22 protein-coding genes are annotated in these 24,437 nt (G+C 34.0%); 8 read left to right on the forward strand and 14 right to left on the reverse strand.

The features are described 5' to 3' along the window. Positions 1 to 337 precede the first annotated feature (337 nt). Positions 338 to 1,438 (forward strand): OmpA family protein, encoded by a 1,101-nt coding sequence (locus tag Q0893_RS16170; RefSeq protein WP_298903740.1) that lies wholly within the window; start codon positions 338 to 340, stop codon positions 1,436 to 1,438. Positions 1,439 to 1,480: 42 nt separating this feature from the next. Here the strand turns inward: Q0893_RS16170 and Q0893_RS16175 are convergent, their stop codons facing one another. After that, positions 1,481 to 2,593, reverse strand: coding sequence for a TlpA disulfide reductase family protein (locus Q0893_RS16175; protein WP_298903741.1), 1,113 nt, complete (start codon positions 2,591 to 2,593; stop codon positions 1,481 to 1,483). 82 nt (positions 2,594 to 2,675) lie between these two features. Then, positions 2,676 to 3,626, reverse strand: coding sequence for an MBL fold metallo-hydrolase (locus Q0893_RS16180; protein ID WP_298903742.1), 951 nt, complete (start codon positions 3,624 to 3,626; stop codon positions 2,676 to 2,678). 44 nt (positions 3,627 to 3,670) lie between these two features. On the opposite strand from Q0893_RS16180, the gene Q0893_RS16185 reads away from it, so the two are divergent. Continuing rightward, a complete protein-coding gene (locus Q0893_RS16185; protein ID WP_298903743.1) occupies positions 3,671 to 4,378 on the forward strand; it encodes a DUF4197 domain-containing protein in 708 nt (235 codons plus the stop codon). Positions 4,379 to 4,386: 8 nt separating this feature from the next. On the opposite strand, the gene Q0893_RS16190 is transcribed toward Q0893_RS16185, so the two are convergent. Beyond that, entirely contained in the window at positions 4,387 to 4,896 is a 510-nt protein-coding gene (locus tag Q0893_RS16190) for a hypothetical protein (RefSeq protein ID WP_299277595.1), read from the reverse strand. A gap of 251 nt (positions 4,897 to 5,147) precedes the next feature. Here Q0893_RS16190 and Q0893_RS16195 point away from each other — a divergent pair, with 251 nt between their 5' ends. Both Q0893_RS16195 and Q0893_RS16200 read left to right on the forward strand, forming a co-directional pair. Continuing rightward, positions 5,148 to 5,348: a Lacal_2735 family protein gene (locus Q0893_RS16195; protein ID WP_298903745.1), complete on the forward strand. Its 201-nt coding sequence runs from the start codon at positions 5,148 to 5,150 to the stop codon at positions 5,346 to 5,348. A gap of 75 nt (positions 5,349 to 5,423) precedes the next feature. Further along, positions 5,424 to 5,651, forward strand: a complete 228-nt coding sequence (locus tag Q0893_RS16200; RefSeq protein ID WP_298903746.1) for a Lacal_2735 family protein — start codon at positions 5,424 to 5,426, stop codon at positions 5,649 to 5,651. On the opposite strand, the gene Q0893_RS16205 is transcribed toward Q0893_RS16200, so the two are convergent. From Q0893_RS16205 to Q0893_RS16240, 8 genes are all read right to left on the reverse strand, one after another. Continuing rightward, complete coding sequence (locus Q0893_RS16205) at positions 5,626 to 6,411, reverse strand: ABC transporter substrate-binding protein (protein ID WP_299277598.1); 786 nt, start codon at positions 6,409 to 6,411, stop codon at positions 5,626 to 5,628. The genes Q0893_RS16200 and Q0893_RS16205 overlap by 26 nt on opposite strands. A 38-nt stretch (positions 6,412 to 6,449) precedes the next feature. Further along, positions 6,450 to 7,265: an orotidine-5'-phosphate decarboxylase gene (gene pyrF, locus Q0893_RS16210; protein WP_298903748.1), complete on the reverse strand. Its 816-nt coding sequence runs from the start codon at positions 7,263 to 7,265 to the stop codon at positions 6,450 to 6,452. Positions 7,266 to 7,271: 6 nt separating this feature from the next. Beyond that, positions 7,272 to 7,841 (reverse strand): nucleoside monophosphate kinase, encoded by a 570-nt coding sequence (locus tag Q0893_RS16215; protein WP_299277603.1) that lies wholly within the window; start codon positions 7,839 to 7,841, stop codon positions 7,272 to 7,274. A gap of 39 nt (positions 7,842 to 7,880) precedes the next feature. Then, positions 7,881 to 8,957 (reverse strand): peptide chain release factor 1, encoded by a 1,077-nt coding sequence (prfA, locus tag Q0893_RS16220; RefSeq protein ID WP_298903750.1) that lies wholly within the window; start codon positions 8,955 to 8,957, stop codon positions 7,881 to 7,883. A gap of 397 nt (positions 8,958 to 9,354) precedes the next feature. Next, complete coding sequence (locus Q0893_RS16225) at positions 9,355 to 10,533, reverse strand: AIR synthase related protein (RefSeq protein ID WP_299277608.1); 1,179 nt, start codon at positions 10,531 to 10,533, stop codon at positions 9,355 to 9,357. A gap of 36 nt (positions 10,534 to 10,569) precedes the next feature. Continuing rightward, complete coding sequence (locus Q0893_RS16230) at positions 10,570 to 11,250, reverse strand: Curli production assembly/transport component CsgG (RefSeq protein WP_299277611.1); 681 nt, start codon at positions 11,248 to 11,250, stop codon at positions 10,570 to 10,572. A gap of 224 nt (positions 11,251 to 11,474) precedes the next feature. Then, positions 11,475 to 11,615, reverse strand: a complete 141-nt coding sequence (locus tag Q0893_RS16235) for a hypothetical protein (RefSeq protein WP_298903753.1) — start codon at positions 11,613 to 11,615, stop codon at positions 11,475 to 11,477. A gap of 210 nt (positions 11,616 to 11,825) precedes the next feature. After that, positions 11,826 to 14,012, reverse strand: a complete 2,187-nt coding sequence (locus Q0893_RS16240; RefSeq protein ID WP_299277614.1) for a glutamine synthetase III — start codon at positions 14,010 to 14,012, stop codon at positions 11,826 to 11,828. A 190-nt stretch (positions 14,013 to 14,202) separates the two neighbouring features. Here Q0893_RS16240 and Q0893_RS16245 point away from each other — a divergent pair, with 190 nt between their 5' ends. Next, positions 14,203 to 15,216, forward strand: coding sequence for a glutamine synthetase beta-grasp domain-containing protein (locus Q0893_RS16245; protein WP_299277618.1), 1,014 nt, complete (start codon positions 14,203 to 14,205; stop codon positions 15,214 to 15,216). Between the two features lie 51 nt (positions 15,217 to 15,267). Here the strand turns inward: Q0893_RS16245 and Q0893_RS16250 are convergent, their stop codons facing one another. After that, positions 15,268 to 16,215 carry a calcium/sodium antiporter gene (locus Q0893_RS16250; protein WP_299277621.1) on the reverse strand — a complete coding sequence of 316 codons (948 nt, stop codon included), beginning with the start codon at positions 16,213 to 16,215 and terminating at the stop codon, positions 15,268 to 15,270. A gap of 167 nt (positions 16,216 to 16,382) precedes the next feature. Between Q0893_RS16250 and Q0893_RS16255 the strand changes: the two genes are divergently transcribed. Further along, the gene (locus Q0893_RS16255; protein ID WP_298903757.1) at positions 16,383 to 16,742 is read left to right on the forward strand and encodes a BlaI/MecI/CopY family transcriptional regulator; all 360 of its coding nucleotides are present in this window, start codon (positions 16,383 to 16,385) and stop codon (positions 16,740 to 16,742) included. 2 nt (positions 16,743 to 16,744) lie between these two features. Next, positions 16,745 to 18,973: a M56 family metallopeptidase gene (locus tag Q0893_RS16260; protein WP_299277624.1), complete on the forward strand. Its 2,229-nt coding sequence runs from the start codon at positions 16,745 to 16,747 to the stop codon at positions 18,971 to 18,973. Positions 18,974 to 19,041: 68 nt separating this feature from the next. Here the strand turns inward: Q0893_RS16260 and Q0893_RS16265 are convergent, their stop codons facing one another. After that, the gene (locus Q0893_RS16265; RefSeq protein WP_299277627.1) at positions 19,042 to 21,021 is read right to left on the reverse strand and encodes an endonuclease; all 1,980 of its coding nucleotides are present in this window, start codon (positions 21,019 to 21,021) and stop codon (positions 19,042 to 19,044) included. Between the two features lie 622 nt (positions 21,022 to 21,643). Here Q0893_RS16265 and Q0893_RS16270 point away from each other — a divergent pair. Next, entirely contained in the window at positions 21,644 to 21,796 is a 153-nt protein-coding gene (locus Q0893_RS16270; RefSeq protein ID WP_298903760.1) for an SsrA-binding protein, read from the forward strand. A 39-nt stretch (positions 21,797 to 21,835) separates the two neighbouring features. On the opposite strand, the gene fusA is transcribed toward Q0893_RS16270, so the two are convergent. Beyond that, entirely contained in the window at positions 21,836 to 23,908 is a 2,073-nt protein-coding gene (gene fusA / locus Q0893_RS16275; RefSeq protein WP_299277631.1) for an elongation factor G, read from the reverse strand. Between the last annotated feature and the right edge of the window lie 529 nt (positions 23,909 to 24,437).

Consider the following 24,437-nt stretch of genomic DNA (forward strand, 5'->3'; position numbering starts at 1 on the left):
TAAAGACACAAATTTACGGAATTTTCAAAAGAAGCGCCTTATTAATTAGAATTCTTTAATAGAAAAAAAAGCAACTCCTTAGTATCACTATTAAAAATATTTGTAAGATTTTTTATATTAAAAAATTATGATATTTTTTAATATAATGTTAAATTTTTATTAATTTTACAATTAACTATCTTAAAATCAATATGTATTCGCAAAATTTTAAGAAAACCTCATGTTCACTAAAAACTACTACAAAGTGACCTATCGAAAAATTAGGTGTCTAACAAATGGTCAAACAAACTGTATTGATTCAAAATATTATCTATAACCATTAACTAATTTTAATTTTATGAAACAAAAATTATTTTTATTCCTATGCTTGATTGCAAGTGTAGGTTATGTGCAAGCTCAAGGGCTTCCGTCAAATCCAGAACCTGGTAAATGTTATGTTAAATGTATTACTAAAGATACATTCAAAGAAGTTACTGAAACTTTACAAGTTTATCCTGCATACACAACTTTAGAAGTTGTTCCTGCAACATATAAAACTGTAGAAGAAACAGTATTAGTTAAAGAAGCTACAGAAAAATATGTTTACACTCCGGCAACATATGAAACCGTAGATGTTTCTTACGTAAGAAAAGAAGGACGTACAGATTTAAAAGTTGTACCTGCTTCATTTGGTAGAGATTCTAGAACTTTTGAAACTTATCCTGCAACTTCAGGATGGGAGTACAAAATTCTTGAAGATTGTCCTTCAGTAAACAAAGATGACTGTGTGGCTGCATGTTTTGTAGAGTATCCTGCAACTAACAGAGATGTTCCATTCACAACATTGGCAACAGATGCAAGCACTAATGCTGTACCAGTATCTGAGCAAATGACGTCTTACAAAAAACGTGTTATCAAAACGCCAGCAAGAATGGACAAAATAGAAATTCCTGCTGAGTACAAAACTATTACACGTCAAGTTGTTGATGTTCCTGCTAGCACTAGAAGTAACACTATTCCTGCAAGAACAGAAACTGTAACAAGAACTATTCTTGATCAAAAAGGAGGAATTACTACATGGGAAGAAGTTGAATGTGAATTATTAAACCCAACTGTTATTCCTATTTTTTATGAAACAGCGAGTGCTCGTTTAACACCTGCATCTAAAAGAACTATTGATGAAACTTTATTACCTATCTTAAATGATAAGCCAGTAAGTATTGAAATTATGGCTCATACAGATGCTAGAGGTAATGATGATTACAATATGTCTTTATCGCAACAACGTGCTAACTCTGTTGTAAACTATTTAGTATCTAAAGGCATCTCTAGAAGCCGTTTATCTGCAAAGGGATATGGTGAATCTAGATTAACAAACCGTTGTTCTAATGATGTTGATTGTTCTGATTCTGAACACCAGAGAAACAGACGTACAGAATTTAGAGTTCTAAATAACTAATCGTTATTTTATAATATTGGATAATATAAAAAAAAGACACCTTTAAGGTGTCTTTTTTCTTATGGTATAAACTTTATAATTACCTTTCTCTTTATTGACTTTAATACCATAGGTATCTTCCATATCACTCTGCATAAGATTATAAAACCTATGATGTATTTGCCAATCATGGTTCAACTCGTCTGCATTTGCTCCTTTGGTTACAATAGGCAGATCGAGCACTGAAGCCAACTGAAACATCACATCATTAAACGTTACATTATCGGCCTGGATTTGCGTATCGTCTATTAAGTACTTCGCTGTATGTTTCCCCCAATCAATTTGATGAACATCCCAATATTTAATATTAGACAAATCTAGCATTAGTACATCTCCTGTAGCCTCCGTATGAAATAAATCTAATTTCAATTCTTCCAAAATTTGGAATGTAGCATTTGTTCCTTTTTTAATATAAACCTCATAGGTTCTATTCAATTCTGGAGTCAAGTTAATCTGGCTATTTAAGATTTTATATTCTCTAGCTATGATGCTTTTCAAATCTCCTTTGTAATGAACGTACTCCCCTTTAACACGTCTAACCAGAGTTTCGTAGGTTTCGTTTTTAAGTGATTTAATTTCAAAATCAGATGTTGGGATATAATCTGCTTTTGCTGTCTGCTCTTTTATTTCTTGTACTTTAAAAACCTTATCTATTGATTTTTGCTTTACATTTTGTCTTAAAAAACGTTCTAAATCGGATTTTTTAAAATCGGTAGGACTTCCTTTCCACAAGATTTTTCCATTAGCATCAATAAGAAGCCCATATGGCAATATTCTAATGTTATTATCTCTAAAAGTTTCTCCTTTATAATCTATTGATATAGCCAGATCTGTTGGCTTTCTTTTTAAAAATCGCTTAACAACCTCTGGGTTTTCTTCGCTTAGTGAGATGACATAAAAGCGATCCGGATACTGTTTCTGCAATACTCCCAAATATTCAGACGCATAGACACAGGGACCACACCATGTTGCCCAAAAGTCTATAAAAAAAAGTGATGCCTTTGTATCTGTTGCAGATTTAGATACTTGTATTGTTTCAGAAAAACGAATTTGACTATAACCAGAAAACGACAATCCGACACAAAATAATAGTAAAAGAAATTTATTAAAATTCATTCATTTGCTTTTATAACTCCCTTTATATTAACAACTATTGTGCTAAAATAGTATTTTATACGAATTATTCGAACTTTTCTAATTACAATTCGAATTCCGCTCCCTCTTTAGCAAAATTAAATCCTAAATTTTGAATACTGTCTTTTAGTGGATGCGTATCTTTTAGCGTAGGATTTGTGTGATTAAAATGAATAAAATAGATTTTTCGCTTGGTTTCTAAAGATTCGTTCTGAAACAAGGTGGTAGTTTCTGTCGTAAACGGATGTGGAATTTTACTCATATCTCGTTTCAACTCTCCATCTCGAAAGAAAGAGGCATCAATAAAAGCATAATCGACGCGCTTAACCTCTTCAATAATATCTCTTTCCCAAAGATGCCATTTATCAATATCTGGAATAAACAATGCCGATTTATGAGGTCCTTTAACCTTGTATCCAACTGTTTCAGAAAATTCATCACGATGTGGCACTTGCAATGGTGTAATCTTTAACGAACTACTAATATTAACTGTAGAGTCTTTTTGAAGCCCATTCAATTTGATATTATTAAAACTAACTAATTGACTCCAAGGGCCATTTGTTTCTAAAAATGTTTTCATCCTAGGCATAGCATAAATAGGAATATCATCTCCACCTAAAGCCTCAAAACCAAAATGCATTAACCCTGTATAATGTCCTATATGAGCATGTGTTAAAAAAACACCATCAATAACATTATTATTATCAAGGTGTTTTGTTTTTAAAATTTGAATTTGCTCTGGCATATCTGGAGTGGCATCGAATAACCACTTCTTTTTAGCTTCTAAATCAACTAGACCCAAGCAAGACACCATTTTCTTAGATTCTTTCTCCTCATAAAAGGACATGCAACACGCCTTTTCACAATCAATTTGTGGAAAACCTGCATCTTGCGCAATTCCCAAAACCGTAATATATTGCTTAAAATCTCTGGCGCCTATAGTTTCAACCTCTTTCTTTTTACAATTAAAAAACAAAAACGTTGTTATTAGGCATAAAATTTGAAAGCTTCTCATAAGTAAAATATCTATATTTGTTAAATATATAAAATCCCAAACCCATGATTCGTAAATTTTTAGCTTTTGTTTTAGTGTTTAATCTTACAGCTTGTGCTGAACTTCAAGATGTTGTTAATAGTCTTCCTCAAGGTGGAGGTGTGTTAAGTAATGCTGATATTGCTTCAGGATTACGGCAAGCACTTGACTTAGGTATTGACAAGCAAGTGAGCAAACTAACTCAAAAGGATGGTTTCTTTAGAAATGAATTAGTAAAGATTTTATTACCTGAAGAATTGCAAAAAGTCGACAAAGGTTTACGCGATATTGGCTTAGGAAATTTAGCCGACGAGGGCTTAAAAGTTCTCAACAGAGCAGCAGAAGATGCGGTAAGTGAAGCTACACCAATATTTATAGATGCTGTAAAAGGCATTACATTTAATGATGCGAAAAATATTTTGCTAGGAAACGATGATGCTGCAACACAATATTTAACTTCAAAAACTCAAACAGCACTTTACAACAAATTCAAACCTGTTATCAACAACTCATTTTCTAAGGTTGGAGCAGATCAAATTTGGGAGAACCTCATCAACAAATACAACGCTATACCGTTTACAAATAACGTTAACCCCGACCTTACAGATTATGTAACAGGAGAAGCTTTAAAAGGTGTATATACTATGATTGCTGTAGAGGAAAAAGAGATTAGAAACAAGGTATCCTCTCGAACTACAGACCTATTGAAAAAAGTATTTGCACTTCAAGATTAAGCGATACATTACTTTTTACTTTTCATTTTATAGAGCCCGTCAAAGGCAATAGTAACAGTTTTACCTTCGGTGTATGTTTCCCATAGTTGTCGAACGGATCCATCATCATTTTTTGTCCAGGTAATCTGATGGTAGAAGGATTTACCTTCTTTATTGATCTGGTCATCTGTACGCATGATCATTTGATTTCCTTTTCTGTTACCTTTCAGTTTTAGGTGACCGCCCTGATTATCTATCCACAACTGTTCCCATTGTTTGGTTTTAAGGTTGTAAAAATTCTGGCTTGTTCCTGTATAGCCTCCTTTGGCGCTAGTCCATCGTTCTAACAAAATACAATTGTCTTGAATTTTCTGAATAGAATTTTCGCCGGCAGGACTACCATCTGGATTAGTAACCGTCCACTCTCCTATCCAAAAGTCGAAAGCCTCATGATTTTCAGTACAACAATTACAGGTGTCTTTTTGAGCAAAAACTAAAGAAGAAAAAAGCAACGCAAACGAAAGTAGAATATGTCTCATTATGATGTGTTTATTATAAATCTATTAAATCAGTTTTAATATAAAGCTAATATTAACATAACATAAAAATAAAAAATATGGACCATATTTGTATCAGTTAGTAAGATTACATTTCCTTATTCATTACGAATTAGAATATTAGTTAAAAATCGACCATTAAACTTCAGGTCGATTTTTTTTATTAACATTTTCAAAAATTATAGTGTTGAATTACAATATTTTATCTAAATTTAATTACAAATTCCCTCGTGATGGAGTACACGCAAAAAATTATAGACAACCATAACTTGCTGCTAGCTCGTTACAAGTCGCTTATTGAGCAAGCCTATAATTTTCGTCAAACAGATTCTGCCTTGAGTGATATTTCAGAATTTAAAGCAATCAAACTCCTACACAAGATAAACAAACTCAAGTATTTGAATAGAGATTTATCATTAGCGCTTCAAAATTAATTTCACATTTTCTTAACGCTCAACTTTCATCTAAATGCAGTTTTTTACTCGTATATAGATTAAAAACACGTTATCATGAATTCACAATTTTGCAAAGTTGGAAAAATAAGACCAGAGATAAATAAGGTATTTAGCTTAAAAGAATTAGAGGAGAAATATGTTCGTTTTATGGAAGAAGCCTACAACTTAGAATATACTGATATGAGCCTAAGTGATATCTTATTATACGAAGCACATAAATTAAAACAACGCATTCTCAATTTGAAAAAAGCAAACACTAAAGATCTTGATGTAGCTTTTTAAAATAGTCAAATGCATTTTGCAACCTTGAACCATACCAAGAAAAATATTCTCCATCAACTACTATAATTTTGGTATTCTTAAGCTTTTGAGCCAATGATGCCACATGACTTTCATTGAAAGGAAAAGGCTCACTAGACAATAAAACGGCGTCTAAGCTATCATCAAGAGCTTCTATATCGATCTCAGGATAACGTTTTAAATTTTCAAAATAATTTTCGAAACCATTTAGAGAAATCATCTCATCAATAAAGGTCTCTTGCGCCGCAACCATCCACGGATCTTTCCAAATAAAATAGGCTACTTTTAACTTAGGTCTGTTTTCAGTATATTTTGAAAAATCATTTTTAGCGCTTACAATGTTTTGAGTTATAATCGCCGATTTCTCCTCTACTGAGAACAATTTGCCATACATATTAATAAGTTCTAATGCATCTTCTATATTATATATATCGCTAATATGAACTGGTGCAATACTTTTGAGTTCTGATATCATATCTTTCGTATTTTCTTCTTTATTACAAAGAATGATATCGGGATGTAATGCTATGATTTTATCGTAATTCACTTTTTTTGTACCTCCAACGACATTTGTTTTTTGTCTCAGATCGGAAGGATGTACACAAAATTTAGTTACACCCACAATAAAAGATTCCAAACCTAAATCTACCAATAATTCGGTTTGAGAAGGCACTAAAGAGACTATACGCTTAGGCGTCTTTTTAAGCTCTATAGTACGTTGTAGTTGGTCGAGGTATTTCATATTACAATAACAACTTCAATACTTACTACGAGAGATGATTAATGGTTAATTATGACCTCCATTTGCAGCTGTAACGCTTTCGCTTTTTGAGCAGCAGCTTGAGCAAAATCATCACTTTGTGATGCATATATAATACCGCGTGACGAATTGATCAGTAAACCTACAGAGTCATTCATCCCGTATTTACATACCTCTTGCAAATTTCCGCCTTGAGCCCCAACACCTGGAACCAACAAGAAGTTATTAGGGATAATCTGTCGAATATCTGCCAAAAACTCTGCCTTAGTAGCACCAACAACATACATTAGATTTTCCGAATTACTCCAAGTTTTAGATGTCTCCAGAACCTCTTTATAGAGTTCTTTCCCTTCAATGGTTTTCGTTTGAAAATCAAATGCTCCTTTATTAGAGGTTAATGCTAAAAGAATGGTGTGCTTATTATCAAATGCCAAAAAAGGTTCTACAGAATCCTTTCCCATATAAGGTGCCACAGTAACACTATCGAACGCTAAATCCTCAAAAAATGCTTTAGCGTACATTGTACTAGTATTCCCTATATCGCCTCGTTTAGCATCGGCTATTGTGAAAATTTCAGAATAATTCTCATTGAGATATTCTATTGTTTTTTCAAGAGCCCTCCATCCTTTAAGTCCGTAAGCCTCATAAAACGCAGTATTTGGTTTGTAGGCTACACACAAGTGATGTGTTGCATCTATAATGGCTTTATTAAATGCAAAAATAGGGTCATCTTCTGCCAACAAATGTTTCGGAATTTTATCTAAGTCTACATCTAATCCAATACATAGAAAAGAGTTCTTTTTTTTGATTTGGTTTGTAAGTTGTTCTGTTGTCAATTTTTATTAATTTATTAAACTAGACTTTATATTATTCGTAATAGACGCTATTGTCCCTAAACCATCAAATGTATCAACACTCATTAAAGTGGCCAGATAGTTTATTGCAGGTTTGGTTTCGTTTTCAAAAACTTCAATTCGCTTCACATGTGTATGCTCATCTTTGTCATCTTTACGATTAGAAGTAGCTGCCCTTTTTTTTGCTCTAACAAGCAACTCTTCCTTAGGAACTTCAATATGAAGCACCTTTTCAACATTTAGATTTCTTTCTTTTATTAGCTCTAAAAGGTCATCTACTTGAGGAATTGTTCTTGGATATCCATCCAAAATAATACCTTTTTCATTCAAATTTTCATCAAGCGTCATACCAAATAATGTTTTCATTGTACTATCCGGAACTAAATCGCCATTTTCTTCGTACTTAGACAACAAGAGACCTATTTCGGTTTTATTTGATGTTTCTTTTCTACAAACATCTCCAGTAGAAATATGCTTGTAATTTAAAATGTCTTTTAAAAATTCACACTGGGTCCCTTTTCCCGAATAAGGAGGCCCCATAATAATTAATATGTTCATTTACTCATTAAAAAAGCCTCCAAAATAGAGGCTTAAAGTTTATATATGTTCATCACTAGCTTTTAACTTTTCTGTATTATCCGCCAGCATTAATTCATCAATTAATTTCTGAATATCGCCATTAATTATATTCTGTAGGTCATATAGCGTTAATCCAATTCTGTGATCGGTAACTCGTCCTTGCGGGTAATTGTATGTTCTAATCTTTGCACTTCTATCACCAGAGCTTACCATACTTTTACGTTTTTCAGAATCGGCTGCTTGTTTCTTAGCCAATTCTTTCTCATATAAGCGTGAACGTAGTACTTTTAAAGCCTTTTCCAAGTTTTTGTGAGATGACTTTTGATCTTGACAACTTACAATCATTCCTGTAGGTTCATGGTGCAACTTAATTGCCGAATATGTTGTATTTACAGATTGACCTCCTGGTCCAGTTGAAGTTGTACGTTCAATTCTAACTTCAGTCATATCGAGTTCTACATCGAATTCTTCAGCCTCAGGCAACACCATTACAGTGGCAGCACTAGTATGCACACGCCCTTGCGTTTCAGTTTGCGGAACCCGCTGCACACGATGTACACCAGCTTCAAATTTCAAAGTTCCATAAACATCTTCACCAGAAACTTCAAAAATAATTTCTTTATAACCTCCAGCAGTACCTTCATTTAAGTCTACAACACTAACATTCCACCCCTTACCTTCACAGTACTTGGTATACATTCTAAATAAATCTCCTGCAAAGATACTCGCCTCATCTCCTCCAGTTCCTGCCCTTACCTCAACAACAACATTTTTCATGTCATCTGGATCTTTTGGTATAAGCAAAAATCGAATATCTTCTTCGAGCTTAGGAATACCTTCCTTAGCTTCATCGTATTGCATTTTAGCCATTTCAACCATTTCGGCATCACTACCATCCGCAATAATTTCTTCTGCTTCGTTTAAATTATTGGTCAATTCTATATACAACTCGCGCTTATCCATAAGAACGCGCAAATCTTTATACTCCTTATTAAGCTGAACATAACGCTTTTGATCTGTAATTATATCGGGCTGAATGATTAAATCACTCACCTCATCAAAACGCTGTTTTACTATTTGTAATTTCTCTAACATTTATCTTCTAAAATTGTGTTTCAAAAATACGATAATTTATGAATTCATCATAGTGAAAAACTTGTTACTCAAATGAAAAATAATCTCATATGTTTTGACGTTATATCAACATGCAAAAGCAAGTCAAATCTATATTAAACTATTACAAATCAATGGCATTATGGTCATTTATCGTAACGCTTGGAATTACTATAATTAACCCTGAGCTTATCTTAGCGCTATCAACAAAACTATTTTTGGTTTTCGTGCTATGGTTTCTAATTAGCGATAGAAAGGTAAGACAACGTTTACGTTTTTATAGAATACGTGGTGTTTCTAATATGAAATTTTTTACTGTTATCTTTTTGTTTGACGGCTTCTTAACGGTTTCTTTTCTACTTTTAATAAAGGGCTTTATTTAGTATTCAAAAACACCATAAGAGCTTTTTATTGTAAGTTTCTTTTCTGCAGAAGATTCCACGTGACCGATAATTTGAGCATTAACATTAAACGATTTTGAAATAGCAATTATATCTTCTGCTATTTCCGGTGTAACGTATAACTCCATGCGATGACCACAATTAAACACTTGATACATCTCCTTCCAATCTGTTTTGGATTGTTCTTGAATAAGTTTAAACAATGGAGGTATCTCGAACATATTATCCTTAATGATATGCAAATTCTCAACAAAATGGAGAATCTTAGTTTGCGCTCCTCCAGAGCAGTGCACCATACCATGTAACGTTTCCGAAGAAAACTTTGAAAGTATAGCTTTTATAATTGGAGCATATGTACGTGTTGGTGACAGCACTAACTTACCTGCATCTAATGGCGAATTTTCAACAGAATCAGTTAGCTTTGTTTGTCCCGAATACACTAGATCTTCAGGAACAGACGCATCAAAACTTTCGGGGTATTTTTCTGCCAAATACTTATGAAACACATCATGTCGCGCAGAAGTTAATCCATTACTTCCCATACCTCCATTATATTCACTTTCATAAGTAGCTTGACCGAAACTTTCTAAACCAACAATAACATCACCTTCCTTTATGTTTGCATTGTCGATAACCTCGCTTCGTTTCATTCGGGCCGTAACAGTCGAGTCGACGATAATAGTTCTTACGAGATCACCAACATCGGCAGTCTCACCTCCCGTAGAATGTATAGTTACACCAAAGGTCTTTAAATCTTTAATAAGCTCTTCTGTGCCATTAATAATTGCCGAAATAACATCTCCAGGGATACGGTTTTTATTACGACCAATGGTAGAAGAGAGCATTATATTATCTGTAGCTCCAACACATAACAAATCATCTATGTTCATAATAAGTGCATCTTGAGCAATACCTTTCCAAACCGATAAATCTCCTGTTTCTTTCCAGTACATATAAGCTAAAGAACTTTTAGTTCCTGCTCCATCTGCATGCATGATTAGACAATAGTCATTGTCATTCGTCAAATAATCTGGTACAATTTTGCAAAATGCCTTAGGAAACAATCCTTTATCTATATTCTTGATTGCATTATGCACATCCTCTTTAGAGGCAGAAACACCTCTTTGCGCGTAACGTTTACTAATATCTTGGCTCATCTAATTATTTTGAGCCACAAAAATAAGAATTGTTAATTACAATTTGGGTCTATTTTTATCATCAGTTATTGAATTTGATTCAATTTCGGTTGAATAATCTTCCAAGATTTTAGCTTTCTTTTCCGCACCACCAAAATAGAAGTTCATACCAAAGGCAATTCTAAAGTACGTATCATCAGATGCTCCAGCTTCTAAACCATCGAGTGTATCGCTAGACACATAATTATAATCTGTGTATAATTTAAGTGCAAATTGATTAGATACAATGCACTCCAAGCCTATTCCTCCTTGAACTTTTGGAGCTGTTTGCTTAAAATGATTGGACGCATTATAACCTGCACCTGCGAAAATAAATGGTGAAAATCGCTCATGTGGTATTAACAATAGTTCTAGATTAAGATCAAAAGACATAAAACCTTCATTAAAAAGATCGATATATGCCAAATTAAACTTATGATACCCAAAATCTATTGCTAAATGTGGGGTTAGATGTCGCTTGTAACCAAAATGACTATAAATCTCGAACATAGGATCAATGAAATCTCCATTGATTACAGAAGTTCCTAAAGCCACATCGAAGGCATTAGTTCCTCTTATTTCGTAAAATTTGGTTTTGGGTTCCTTTGGTGTTTCGGATAACTCCTGAGCTACCGACTGACATCCAATTAAACAAACTACTAAGATTAGTAAATTGAAACGAATTTGTTGTGCTATCATCAAATTTTGTTTTGGTTAAACTAAACCAATAACAAAGTGATTTTAGGTTCAAAAGATTTGGTAAGGCGGCTGGCAATATAAAAAATTAATTATCAATGACTTACATTTTTAAGAAAATTAACTGTCCTATATAAAAAAAGACAAATGGATTTATAAAATTCATTTGTCTTTTTAACTGGCAATGAAAACTATGCCAACTAATTTTTGTAAGCATCAGAAATCATTTACGATTCTGCTTGAAATCTCGCTTCGGTCTTTACAACGCTGTCCTGAGTTAGGTCATCTTTAACGTCGTTAGAGTCGTCCTGAGAAAACAACAAGGTAGCAAACATGAGTGCAGCTACGCTTAGTAGTAACTTTTTCATTTTTACAAAAAATTGATTAATAGCATTACAAACTTAACCAATTATGTTAGTGTTTATATAGCTTTAACTATATTTTCGACTAGTTGATAAAATTATGGGGTGAAATACATTAATTAGGGATTGTATATACGTAAGACTACGTACAGATAAGCCTAAATTTCATCCATTTAGCGCTAAAAACCTCAATAAACAGGGCTTTTAGAAACACTTTTATTTTGTAAATAACAACTCTCTATACTTCGTCAACGGCCAAAGTTCGTCATCAACAAGCAATTCTAACTTATCGCAATGATATCTAATATCATCAAAAAGAGGTTTCACTTTATTGCAATAAGCATGAGCCTTATTTTCTAAGTTTTCGATAGCATTGGCTTTCCTCCTTTCCTCTGTCATTTTTGTGACTTTAGAGTTAATACCTTCTATATGACTAGATATATCTTCAATTAAATTCAGTTGTTCTTTTGCCAACTTTTTAAAAGACGCACCATAAATCTCCTTAAGTCCTTTTACATTATCAATCAAAATGTTTTGGTAACGAACGGCTGTTGGCACCACATGATTTCTGGCAATATCGCCCAATATCCTTCCTTCAATTTGAATTCGAAGCACATATTCTTCCATTTCAATTTCATAGCGTGCTTCCGTCTCTACACTATTCATTACGCCTAATTCTTCAAAAAGGCGAATGGCCTTTTGCGATACTTTCGCCTTTAAAGCTTCTGGAGTCGTTTTGTTATTGCTAAGTCCTCGTTTTTTAGCCTCTTTCTCCCATGCCTCACCATAGCCATTGCCTTCAAATAGAATTGGTTTCGATGTTTTAATATACTCTCTCAGCACATTAAAAATAGCGTCATCTTTCTTCATGTCCTTCTTAGAAATAAGTGCATCGACCTCATCTTTAAAATTAATTAACTGTCTGGCAACAATAGTATTTAAAACGGTCATCGGATTAGCACAGTTAGCTGTAGAACCTACAGCTCTAAATTCGAATTTATTACCAGTAAATGCAAAAGGAGAGGTTCGGTTCCTATCTGTATTGTCTAGCAACACATCTGGAATCTTTCCAACAACATTTAATTTTAAATCGGTCTTTTCTTCAGGAGAAAGTTTCCCATTGGTTACATTTTCTAACTCGTCAAGCACCTTTGTTAACTGTGCTCCAATAAATACAGACATAATCGCTGGCGGTGCCTCATTAGCCCCTAAACGATGATCGTTACTTGCCGAAGCAATTGCCGCTCTTAATAATTCTTCATTGTCGTGAACCGCTTTAATTGTATTAATAAAAAATGTCAAAAATTGAAGATTACTCATTGGGGTCTTTCCTGGACTTAGCAAGTTCACACCTGTATTTGTTCCTAAACTCCAATTATTATGTTTACCAGAGCCATTAACTCCAGCAAATGGTTTTTCATGAAAAAGCACTTTAAAATTATGTCGTTCAGCAATCTTCTCCATAACATCCATTAATAAAGAATTATGATCAACAGCCAAGTTAGCTTCATCGTAAATTGGTGCTAATTCAAACTGGTTAGGAGCCACTTCGTTATGCCTTGTCTTTACAGGAATACCAAGTAACATACATTCGGTTTCTAAATCACGCATATAGGCCATCGCTCTATTTGGTATTGTACCAAAGTAGTGATCATCTAGTTGCTGTCCCTTAGCTGGAGAGTGTCCTAATAAGGTTCTACCAGTGAGCACAATATCAGGTCGAGACATAGCTAAACCACTATCTATCAAGAAATACTCCTGTTCCCATCCTAAAGAAGCATTTACTTTTTTTACATTTTTATCAAAATATTTACAAACAGCAACCGCAGCCGAATCTACTGCCTGCAATGCTCTTAATAATGGTGTTTTATAATCCAGAGCCTCTCCTGTATAGGACACAAAAACGGTTGGTATACATAATGTCGTTCCATAAATAAATGCCGGAGACGTAGGATCCCAAGCCGTATAACCTCGAGCTTCGAATGTATTCCTAATACCTCCATTAGGAAAACTCGAAGCATCTGGTTCTTGCTGTACAAGTTGCCCGCCCTCAAATTTCTCGATTGAAAGGCCATTACCAATTGTTTCAAAAAATGCATCATGCTTTTCTGCAGTGGCACCAGTTAAGGGCTGAAACCAATGTGTATAATGTGTAGCACCTTTGGAAATCGCCCATTCTTTCATACCTGTTGAAATATGATCGGCAATTCTTCTATCGATTTTAGAACCGTTACTAACAGCATCCATAACACTTTCAAATGCTTCTCTAGTTAAATATTGACGCATCGTAGACTCGTTAAACACATTAGACCCAAAAATTTCAGATCGTCTTGCCTGTTCCTTAATTTGAATTGGTCGATGATTAAATACTTCCTTTAATGCATGAAATCTTAAAGTAGACATATTATTACTGTTTATTAATTTTATTAGGGCAAAAATAACTAATATTTGAAAACATATACAATATACCCCTAAAAAAAATAGGGTATCAACAGTTGTTAATAACATTTTATCTAAAATAACCCTCTTTTTTTTGACCAAAACATAAAAATTACAATATTTGTGCTTTCAATTTTTAAAAAAATTAATAAGCATGAGCAAATCTAAGTTAGAATACATTTGGTTAGATGGCTATAAGCCAACTCAAAACATGAGAAGCAAAACTAAGGTTGAAGATAACTTTAGCGGAAAACTAGAAGACTGTCCAATCTGGTCTTTTGATGGCAGTTCTACCCGACAAGCTGAAGGAGGATCTTCAGATTGTTTATTAAAGCCTGTTGCTATTTATCCAGACCCAGCTAGAGAAAATGGTTACTTGGTAATGACAGAAGTTTTAAACGCAGACGGAACAGCACACGAATCTAATGCCAGAGCTACAATAGAAGATGAAGATAATGACTTTTGGTTTGGGTTTGAGCAAGAATACTTTATCATGGATACACATACGCAATTACCACTAGGTTTCCCTATTGGAGGATATCCTGGACCACAAGGTATGTATTATTGCTCTGTAGGTGGAAGAAACACACATGGACGTGATTTTGTTGAAGAGCATGCAGACTTATGCATTGCGGCAGGATTAAACTTCGAAGGTATTAACCAAGAAGTAGCATCTGGGCAGTGGGAATTTCAGTTGTTTGCAAAAGGAGCAAAAATAGCTGGTGACGAAATTTGGATTGCGCGTTATCTTTTAGATCGTTTAACAGAAAAATATGGTTATTATATTGAGTACCACCCAAAACCAGTAAAAGGTGATTGGAATGGTTCTGGAATGCACGCCAATTTTTCAAATACTACATTAAGAACTTGCGGAAGTAAAGAGGTTTATGAAAAAATTTGTGAAGCCTTTAGACCAGTAACAAAAGAACATATTGCGGTCTACGGAGAGTTTAATGACCAACGCCTTACTGGTTTGCATGAAACAGCTTCTATTGATGATTTTAGTTATGGTGTCTCAGATAGAGGAGCCTCTATTCGTATTCCTATTATTACAGTAGAAAAAGGATGGAAAGGCTGGTTAGAAGATAGGCGCCCTGCGTCAAATGGTGATCCATACAAAATTGCCGGTCGTATTATAAAAACAGTAAAATCTGCCAATATTGGTTAGATACCATTGATATATTGTTCATAAAGGCGCCTTCTTCTAAGAAGGCGTTTTTTATGATTGAGATTTAAATGCTAAAAATATAAAGGCGCCATAGGCCGCAACCAACAGGAGGCCTTTGTATCGCGAAATCTGAAACCTTTTAGGTATAAGAATCAATAGAATCAACACTCCAGCAAATCCTAACATCCAAAAAATATCATGATCCAAAATAGAAGCATTTGTTACAGGAATCGTCTTTACGATAGATGTTAAACCAAGTACAGAACCAATATTAAAAATATTTGAGCCTATTAAATTCCCCAAAGACAATGCTTTTTCTTTCTTAACAGCCGCAATAACAGAAGCCGCTAATTCTGGTACGCTAGTACCAATGGCGATTACTGTTGCCGCAATTACGGCTTCACTTACACCAACATCTGTTGCCAAATCTTTTGCTCCTTCTACTAACCATTCTGATCCATAATACAGTGCTGCCGCACCAATAAGTAACCAAATCCCAATTTTAAAATTAGATACTATCGCAAGATTATCATCAACAACTTCGGTTGTCTCATCTTTTTTTGCAGATCGTATAAGGACGACTAAAAAAACAATTAGACCTGAAAATAAAATAAGACCTTCCACAGAGGTTAGTTGATTGTCATTAGACAGGAAATAATAAAGCGCCATTGAAAATAACATCATGACTGGCCAGTTAAGCCTGTAAAACGACTTGTCTACCGCAATAGAACTTACCAATGCCGTAATACCTAAGACCAGCCCAATATTAGCAATGTTTGAACCAATAACATTGTTTATAGCAATCGCAGGAGACTCATTTAATGCGGCATTTAAACTCACTAATAGCTCTGGAGCCGATGTTGCAAAACTAACAACGGTCATACCTATGACCATCTTAGAAATGCTCAATTTAAATGATAGCGCAACCGATGAACGCACTAAAAACTCACCACCAACAACCAACAACATTAATCCTAAGATTATCCAGACTAAACTCATGTATTCTAAATTTTTGCGAAGATAGCATAATTTGCATAGTGACAAATAGTTAAAATCCCCCTATTTCATAATTGCAAAAACTTAAATTTTAGTTAAATAACTAAATAAATAGTTGTATAACTATAAAAATAGTTATAGATTTGTCACACAATCAAAACCTATCAATCGTGCAAAAGTTAACTAATAAAGAAGAAGAAATTATGCACATCTTATGGAACCTTGAAAAAGGTTTTGTTAAAGATGTACTTGCAGAAATCACCGAAGACAAACCTCACTATAACACCTTATCAACCATCATAAGAAATTTGGAAGAAAAAGGATATGTAAGTTACAACGCATATGGTAAGACACATCAATACTTCCCTATTGTGAGTAAAGAGGCCTACAAAAAACGTTTTATGAATACTGCTATCGAAAATTATTTTAATAGTTCGTATAAAAACGTGGTGTCTTTCTTTGCTAAAGAAGAAAAAATTAGTGTTGACGAACTTAAAGAAATCATTGCTTTAATTGAAAAAAAGAAATAATTATGGACTATTTACTTAAGGCTTCTGCCATACTTTTAATATTCTATCTATGTTATCAGTTGTTTTTGCAACGAGAAACTTTCTTTCAAGCAAATAGGTGGTTTTTACTGTCGGGTCTGGTATTCGCCTGCTGTATTCCATTGATTGTTATTCCCACTTATATTGAATATACGCCAACTCAAACTACAGGTTTCACCTTTGCCACAGATACTTCTATATATGTTAATAATCAAGGGATTGAACAAGAGACACCTTTTAATTACTCTCAATTGATACTGTGGGCTTATTTAGCTGGACTCCTATTTTTCTTAGGAAAATTAGCCATAGAGTTCTTGTCTCTAAGGAAAATTTTAAAGACAAGTCAAGTGGTAGCGTCCCATTCACATAAACTCCTTGAAACTAAAGCAGAGGTTCCTCCTTTTTCATTTTTTAATCGTATTGTTTACAATCCAAATCAGTTCAAAGATGATGAACTAGCACACGTTATTAATCATGAAAAAGTTCACACCTCAGAATTACACTCTGTAGATACCATCCTTGCCCAGTTGTCATGTATTCTATTCTGGTTTAACCCGATTATCTGGTTGTACAAAAAAGCGTTACAACAAAATTTAGAATTTATTGCGGATCAAAAAGCTCAGTACATTTCAGAATGCGATAAAAGTTATCAAACGGTTTTATTAAAAGCGAGCGTGAAAAATCATAGGCTGATATTTACTAATAATTTTTATACATCATTAATTAAAAAACGAATTGTTATGTTACACAAATCAAAATCACACAAAATTAACCAACTTAAATTTGGACTAGTACTTCCGGTAATAGCCTTATTTATGATGAGTTTCAACACAGAAACTATATATATTGAAGCGCCTTCAGAAGACATTTCAACATCTAGTTCTCCTGCTCTTCAAACTGGAGATATTGAAGTAGTTATTTCCAAAGATACTACCGACAAACAACTTGAGAAACTTCAGGAGCGCCTCAAAGAAAAAGGAATAACTTTTACTTATACAGACCTTAAACGAAATGCAAAAGGAGAAATCACAAGTATTAAAACAGATTTTAAAAGTGCCGAACGTTCATCAAACTACAGTATAAATGATGAAGACGGTATTGCTGCATTTCGCTTTAAAAGCACTGAGAAGTCATTCAATATTGGAACTATAGATAAAGCATTTACAGTTTGGGAAAGTGACGATGATAAGAAAGTAAAAGTATATAACTCCTGGAAAAAAGATGATGGTGACAAAAAAGCCAAAGCCACTAAAATTAAGGTTCACACCTCTAATGGCGATGAATCTGAAATCCATGTCCAAGCTACAGGGCGAAATTTCTGGATTAGTGATGATGGCACAAAGACAAATATTAACGCCTCTCAAAATGGAAATAAGACCAATATTTTTATTTCGGAATCTGATAATCCCTTATTTATAATTGACGGGAAACAGGTAGACAAATCTGTTTTTGAAAATATTGATTCTGAAAAAATAAGCACTATTAATGTTTTAAAAGGCACCTCTGCCTATGAGCTTTATGGCGAAAAAGGAAAAAATGGTGTTATCATAATGACCAAAAAAGGATCAAAAAACATCTTTGTTAAATCTGACGAAAAGTACAAAACAGGAGTCTTATACGAATTTATTGAAACCGACGGTAAACAACCACTTTATATTGTTGATGGAAAAGTTATTGCTAACGGAAAAGTAAGTGATATAGACCCAAATAGTATAAACACTATAGATATAATAAAAGATAAAACAGCCGTTAAGGTATATGGAGAAAAAGCGAAAAATGGCGCAGTCGTTGTTAGAACGAAGTCCCCTAAAGTTGTGAGGGGTTATAGAACAGGAACAGTTGTTACTGGTAGTCAATATAGTCCAACAGTAGTAGAAGTTGTAGAAGGCAGCCCTAATGTATTTACAACTAACGCATCTTATGCTTTTGTAAGTGACGATCATAGCTTAGCGGAATTTATAATAACTAAAGACGCTAGTGATGACAACTTAAAAAGACAAAAAAGCCAATTAAAAAAACTTGGCATTGATGCAAAATTCACAAAAGTACGTCGCAATAAGGCAGGAGAGATTACGGGAATAAAAATTACCTTAAATGATAAAAACGGAAACAAATCAACATCGAGTTGGAAAGAAAAAGATCAGGCGATTCCAGATATCATCATGGGAAAATCTAAAGGCAACAATCTATTCATTCGAGCAATAGGTCATTAATTACAATCGTCTATAAAAAAAGCGTTTCAATATTTTTGAGACGCTTTTTTTATGGATTCAATACGAAGTTATCTAACTAATAACTTTTTGACAACTGTTTTTTCTTCTGAAATTATATGAAGTACATACATTCCGCTTGCCAAGTTAAAATCTATCACATTATTGGCACTCCCTTTTATGGCCTTAATCTGTCTGCCCTCTACAGACAATACATTAACCACTGCATCGGTGTTTAAACCTTGGATAGAAATCCTACCGTTAGAAGGGTTAGGATACACTTTAACCGTATTAACATCAAACTCGGTTACATTGAGTTCTTGATCCCAAGTATCTCCAACATTAGTTCCCCAAATATATTCTACCAAATCTGGCTGATCGATAAAAGGGTTTCGATTAAACTGCCAAGTATAAACGATATTATTCCTATTCATTTCGAAATCATCAGGAGGATCATTTCTATGCCAATCTAGTAAAGTTGCTAAATCTCCTAACTCTCCTGGTCCGTTTTCAGGAAAGCCATTAACGACTTGTAAGCCATTATATCTAATTTCCATATACAAAACGCTTCTCGCAACATCACCATAGAAACTACCTTGTGTTGCTACAGGCCCAGTATATTGTCCATAATGTTGACTACCTCTTGTGCTATTTTGCGGTCCGTCTGCAGCGCGAAGCGCATGAGCATCAGAATTTCCGTGACGTAAAGAATCTGCTTTTGTCGTCCAAAACACATCTACCCCATCTGCAATTTCATCTGCCTCAATATCATTAAAACCGCCTCTCGACCTCGGATACGTATGTTCCCTATTCCATTTCCCATTATTATCAGAACCTGTTTGTAAATCTAATTTAGCTCTTCCTTGTTCAGTATATAACAACCAGACTTGGTTACTATTTAAAGGGTTTTGATCGGCATCCATAAGAATGTCTAAAACATCAGCATAAGTTTGAGCTCTTACGACACTTGGATCTGCAATAATATTTTGTAACGCCTGACGTAAATCGTCATCAGCAAGCCCATCGAGTGTGTTGTAATAACCTGCAGGTTGTGCACTAGTTACATTTCCGAAGGTAGGATTTAACGGTGTTCCAAAATTAGCCACTGTAAAATCATTGTCTACAATTCTAATTTGTAGATTATTATTAAGGGCGAGGTAAGCAACTGGTAAACTCTCAAATCGAATTCGAGTAACCTCGTCGCCTTCATCATCAGAATCATCAATTAAGGTAATTGTTGTTGAAGCTGTACTCTGATTCATAGGAATTGTAATCGCTGTATTTCCAGTAAAATCTGATGAATCAAATCCAAAATTATCAAGTAGAATATTAAAATTTAAAGTTTCGGTCACAGGTGTTTCCGAAGTAAAGGTAATATCAAACGCTTCGTCTTCATTATATTGTGTTTGGGCAACACTCATACTAATTCCGTTAAGTACAACCCCACTACCATCATTAAGCTGCCTTGGTGTAGGATCTGTAGCGGTATAAGTTACATTATCATCCATATCAACAAATCTCTGAATGGAATTGGTATTGTTCCCAGGACCTTCATTAATTTGTTGAATATCAGCAAATCTAGGATCTTGATTAAAAATATTTATCATATCGACATCGTCAGCATCGGCTGTTCCATAAATTAAAACATCGACTAAATTATCAATAGTGGCAACAGTTTCTTCTGGGAAATCTGTAGCATTTGCCTGATAAATAGCAACGGCATCTGCTCCATTTTGAAATACATTTTCTGAAATTAGTACTTGAGGTACAGGGCTCACCGAATTACTACCAATAAGCAACAATCCATTTATATCGGTAACGTAACCGTCTAAATCTACTGTAAAATAGCTAGAGTTCATTCCCGAAGTGGACCCATTAAAAAATACGACAACATAACCATCTAAAGGAAAGTTTGGGGTGTCACTTAAAAGTTCTAGGAATTCCATATTATCAACTCCAGGTGTATCACAATCGAGTTCGTTAATAACCACTTGTGAAAATGAAAGCTGCATAAAACATATGGATATGAAAAATAATAGCGGTGTTTTCATTGTATGTTTTTTACAAATGTAATCATCTCCTAAGGCTATTTTGAATTATCCATTCAATAAATGATAAAATTTAACAAAAGATTACTTTTTCCTAAGTATTGATTGTAACTCATTTTTCAAAAAATTGAAAAACGAAAAAGACGAAATCTTTATTTTTTCGTGTTTTTATGACGAAATGCCCCTTGGTAAAAAAAAACAAGCTCAAAAACCCCCTTGAATTATTACAAATTAAAACAAAAACTATTATTTAATATTACAAAATGAAATATCATACAAGAGAGTCACATAAATACCGAAACAAATACCGTCTTTTTAGTTATAATTCTATATGCAATTTCATAGATTTAGCTATAAATGTTTGGAAAATGGATTGCCAAAATTATATATTGAAAACTCAATCAAGAAAATGAGATAATTATTAACCTTAAAACCAAAACATTATGATGACACTTGCAAAACTAATAATCGATATTCTTTTTTCGATTAGCTAAATCAACCACAAGATTGTAAAACTTAGTCTAGAATAAGTTTTACAACATTTAAAAATTAAAAAGAAGTTCTTTGGCATCCATTTCAAATCTCTTAAATTTACGGTTAGGTTTAATCTTTAAACCCAACGTATATGAAGCAGAATTTCTTTAAGGGACTTGCCAAACTTAATAGATTACTCTTACCAAGTTATTCCAAACAACAGTTAGACCTCAGCAAAGCAACAAAACTCCAGTTAGCCATTATTGGATGGCGAGTTTACGTGACCAAGCGAGCTTTGGGGTAAGAACATAAAAAAGCGCCACAACATTGTGACGCTTCGTTATTAACACCCTATCTGGTCTAATATACGTTCAGGTACTTTCCTATATTTTAATAGCTGTAAAGTAACAGAACCACGACCACTAGTTAAAGTTCTTAAAGCGGAAATATATCCGAAAGTCTCTATTAAAGGAACTTCAGCACTAACAATTCGTTTTATACCGTTTTCCTTAATTGCTGTAATCACACCTCGACGTTTGCTTACATCTGAAGTTACATTACCTAAATAATCCTCCGGGCAGCTAATTTCGGCATTCATAACAGGTTCTAACAATTCTGGTTTTGCCAAAACGGCGGCTTTTTTAAATCCGTTTCGAGCCACAGTTTCAAAATCCAAAGCGCTAGAATCCTCATCATGAATTTTTCCATCTATAAGAATGACTCGCATACTTTCTAAAGGATAACCTGCCAAAACACCAGAGGACATCGCTTCCAAAAATCCTTTTTTCACATTAGGAATAAATTCCTTTGGAATAACACCTCCCTTAATTTCACTAACAAACTCCAATCCTTTTTCTTGATCTCGTCTAGGGCCAAGAATAAATGAAATCTGAGCAAAGTGCCCAGTGCCTCCAGTTTGCTTTTTAAACACTTCTGTATGTTCTACATCTTGTGTTAAAAGTTCTCGATAAGACACTTTAGGGTTGCCTTTATTGAGTTGAATTCCAAAATCTGAACGCAAACGCTCTAGGCGAACTTCTAAATGCAATTCTCCCATCCCTTGAAGTAAGGTCTGGCCTGTTTGCTTATCAAAAGCCACTTGTAAAGAAGGGTCTTCTGCCAAAATTTTGGCTAAAGCTTCTCCAAAATGTTTTTCATCATTTTTAGATTTTGGTTCTATAGCCAAACTAATCACAGGATCTAAAACCTCTATATTCTCTAATGAAAAAGGCATATTAACCTGAGATAAGGCATCTCCTGTTTTTACATCTTTCAATCCTATGAGAGCTACGATATCTCCTGATTGTGCTTCATTTAATTCAGTATGCTTATCGGCATGAATCTTTAAAATCCGACTCACTCTATTTTTTAGATTTGTCCTAGAATTTAAGATTGTTGATCCAACATTAACATGACCAGAATACAACCGTACCATAGCTAATTTCCCAAAATACTTATCTGTTATTACCTTAAATACAAAAGCTGTAAGCTGTGCTTCTCTTGTACAACGTATGCGCACTTTTTCATTAGATAATCTATTTATTCCTTCAATATATGCGATATCTTCAGGTGAAGGCAAATAATTAATAACAGCATCCAATACGGGTTGTACACCAATATTCTTATAAGCCGAACCACATAATATAGGAACTGCTTTCTGCTGTGACGTAATCTCTCGAATAGCCTCATTAAGAATATCAGTACTTATGATGTCGTTACTTAAATATTTAAGCATTATAGTTTCATCAAAATTGGAAATCGTTTCAATTAAAATGGTTCGCCATTTGTCTGCTAAAGGTTTCAAATGATCAGGTATATCTTTAGTTTCCCAAGTATTTCCATGATTATCTGAATTCCAATACAGGGCTTTTTCTTTTAATAAATCAATAACACCTTCAAAATCATCCCCTTCACCAATAGGTATCTGCAAAGGTAAAGTTGACACATTAAATTCGACTTCAATGTCACTCACTACCTTAAAATAATCGGCTCCAATACGATCCATTTTATTAATAAAACAAATCTTAGGAATGTTATATTTATCAGACTGGCTCCAAACCGTTTCAGATTGAGGTTCTACTCCTGAAGACGCGCAAAATAATGCAACTGCTCCATCTAAAACACGTAATGAGCGCTCAACTTCAATTGAGAAATCAATGTGTCCAGGCGTATCAATAATATTAATTTGATAGGTCTTTTCATTATAATTCCAATTAGCAGAAACTGATGACGACGAAATTGTAATACCACGACTAGCTTCTTGATGATCGCTATCTGTAACTGTATTTCCATCATCAATATTTCCTAATGTATGGATGTTCCCTGTGTAATATAAAATACGCTCTGTGGTCGTTGTTTTTCCTGCATCTACGTGTGCTATAATTCCTATATTTCTTAATCTTCTATGCTTTTTCATTATTATAAATTTAATTGTTTAAATAAAAAAAGCCTCTCATTTCTGAGAAGCTCTACGTTTTTTTAGACAATAGGTTACCTCTCCCGAAAATTTCGGAATACATTTAATGATACTATGAATTTTAATGTCAACATGTTTAAGGTTTGTTATTATCTGTTTTGGATTCTAGAATAGGTAGAATAAAAAAAGGCTTTCTAAAAAGAAAGCCTTACTATATATAGAAGATTTAATTTTTAGAATGCAGAATTTATCCTACCAAAAAACACAGTTCTGATAGCACCGTTTAAAGCAATTATATGTACTCTAGTTGTTTTCATTTGTTTTTGAAATCTCTGCAAATATAGGTTTTAATTTTATTTAGACAAGTTTGATAGCGGTTTTGAAAAAATTGAAAACAACGTCTTACTTCGTATAACGTCACACTTCACAGGCGGATGAGACTTACTACGCCTTTCCTGACAAAGCTCCGCTCCATCTAACAGGATTGGCTACGCCCTTCCTGACAAAGCTCCGCTCCATCTAACAGGAT

Origin of the sequence: uncultured Psychroserpens sp. (assembly GCF_947494225.1) — a bacterium.
Taxonomy (GTDB): domain Bacteria; phylum Bacteroidota; class Bacteroidia; order Flavobacteriales; family Flavobacteriaceae; genus Psychroserpens.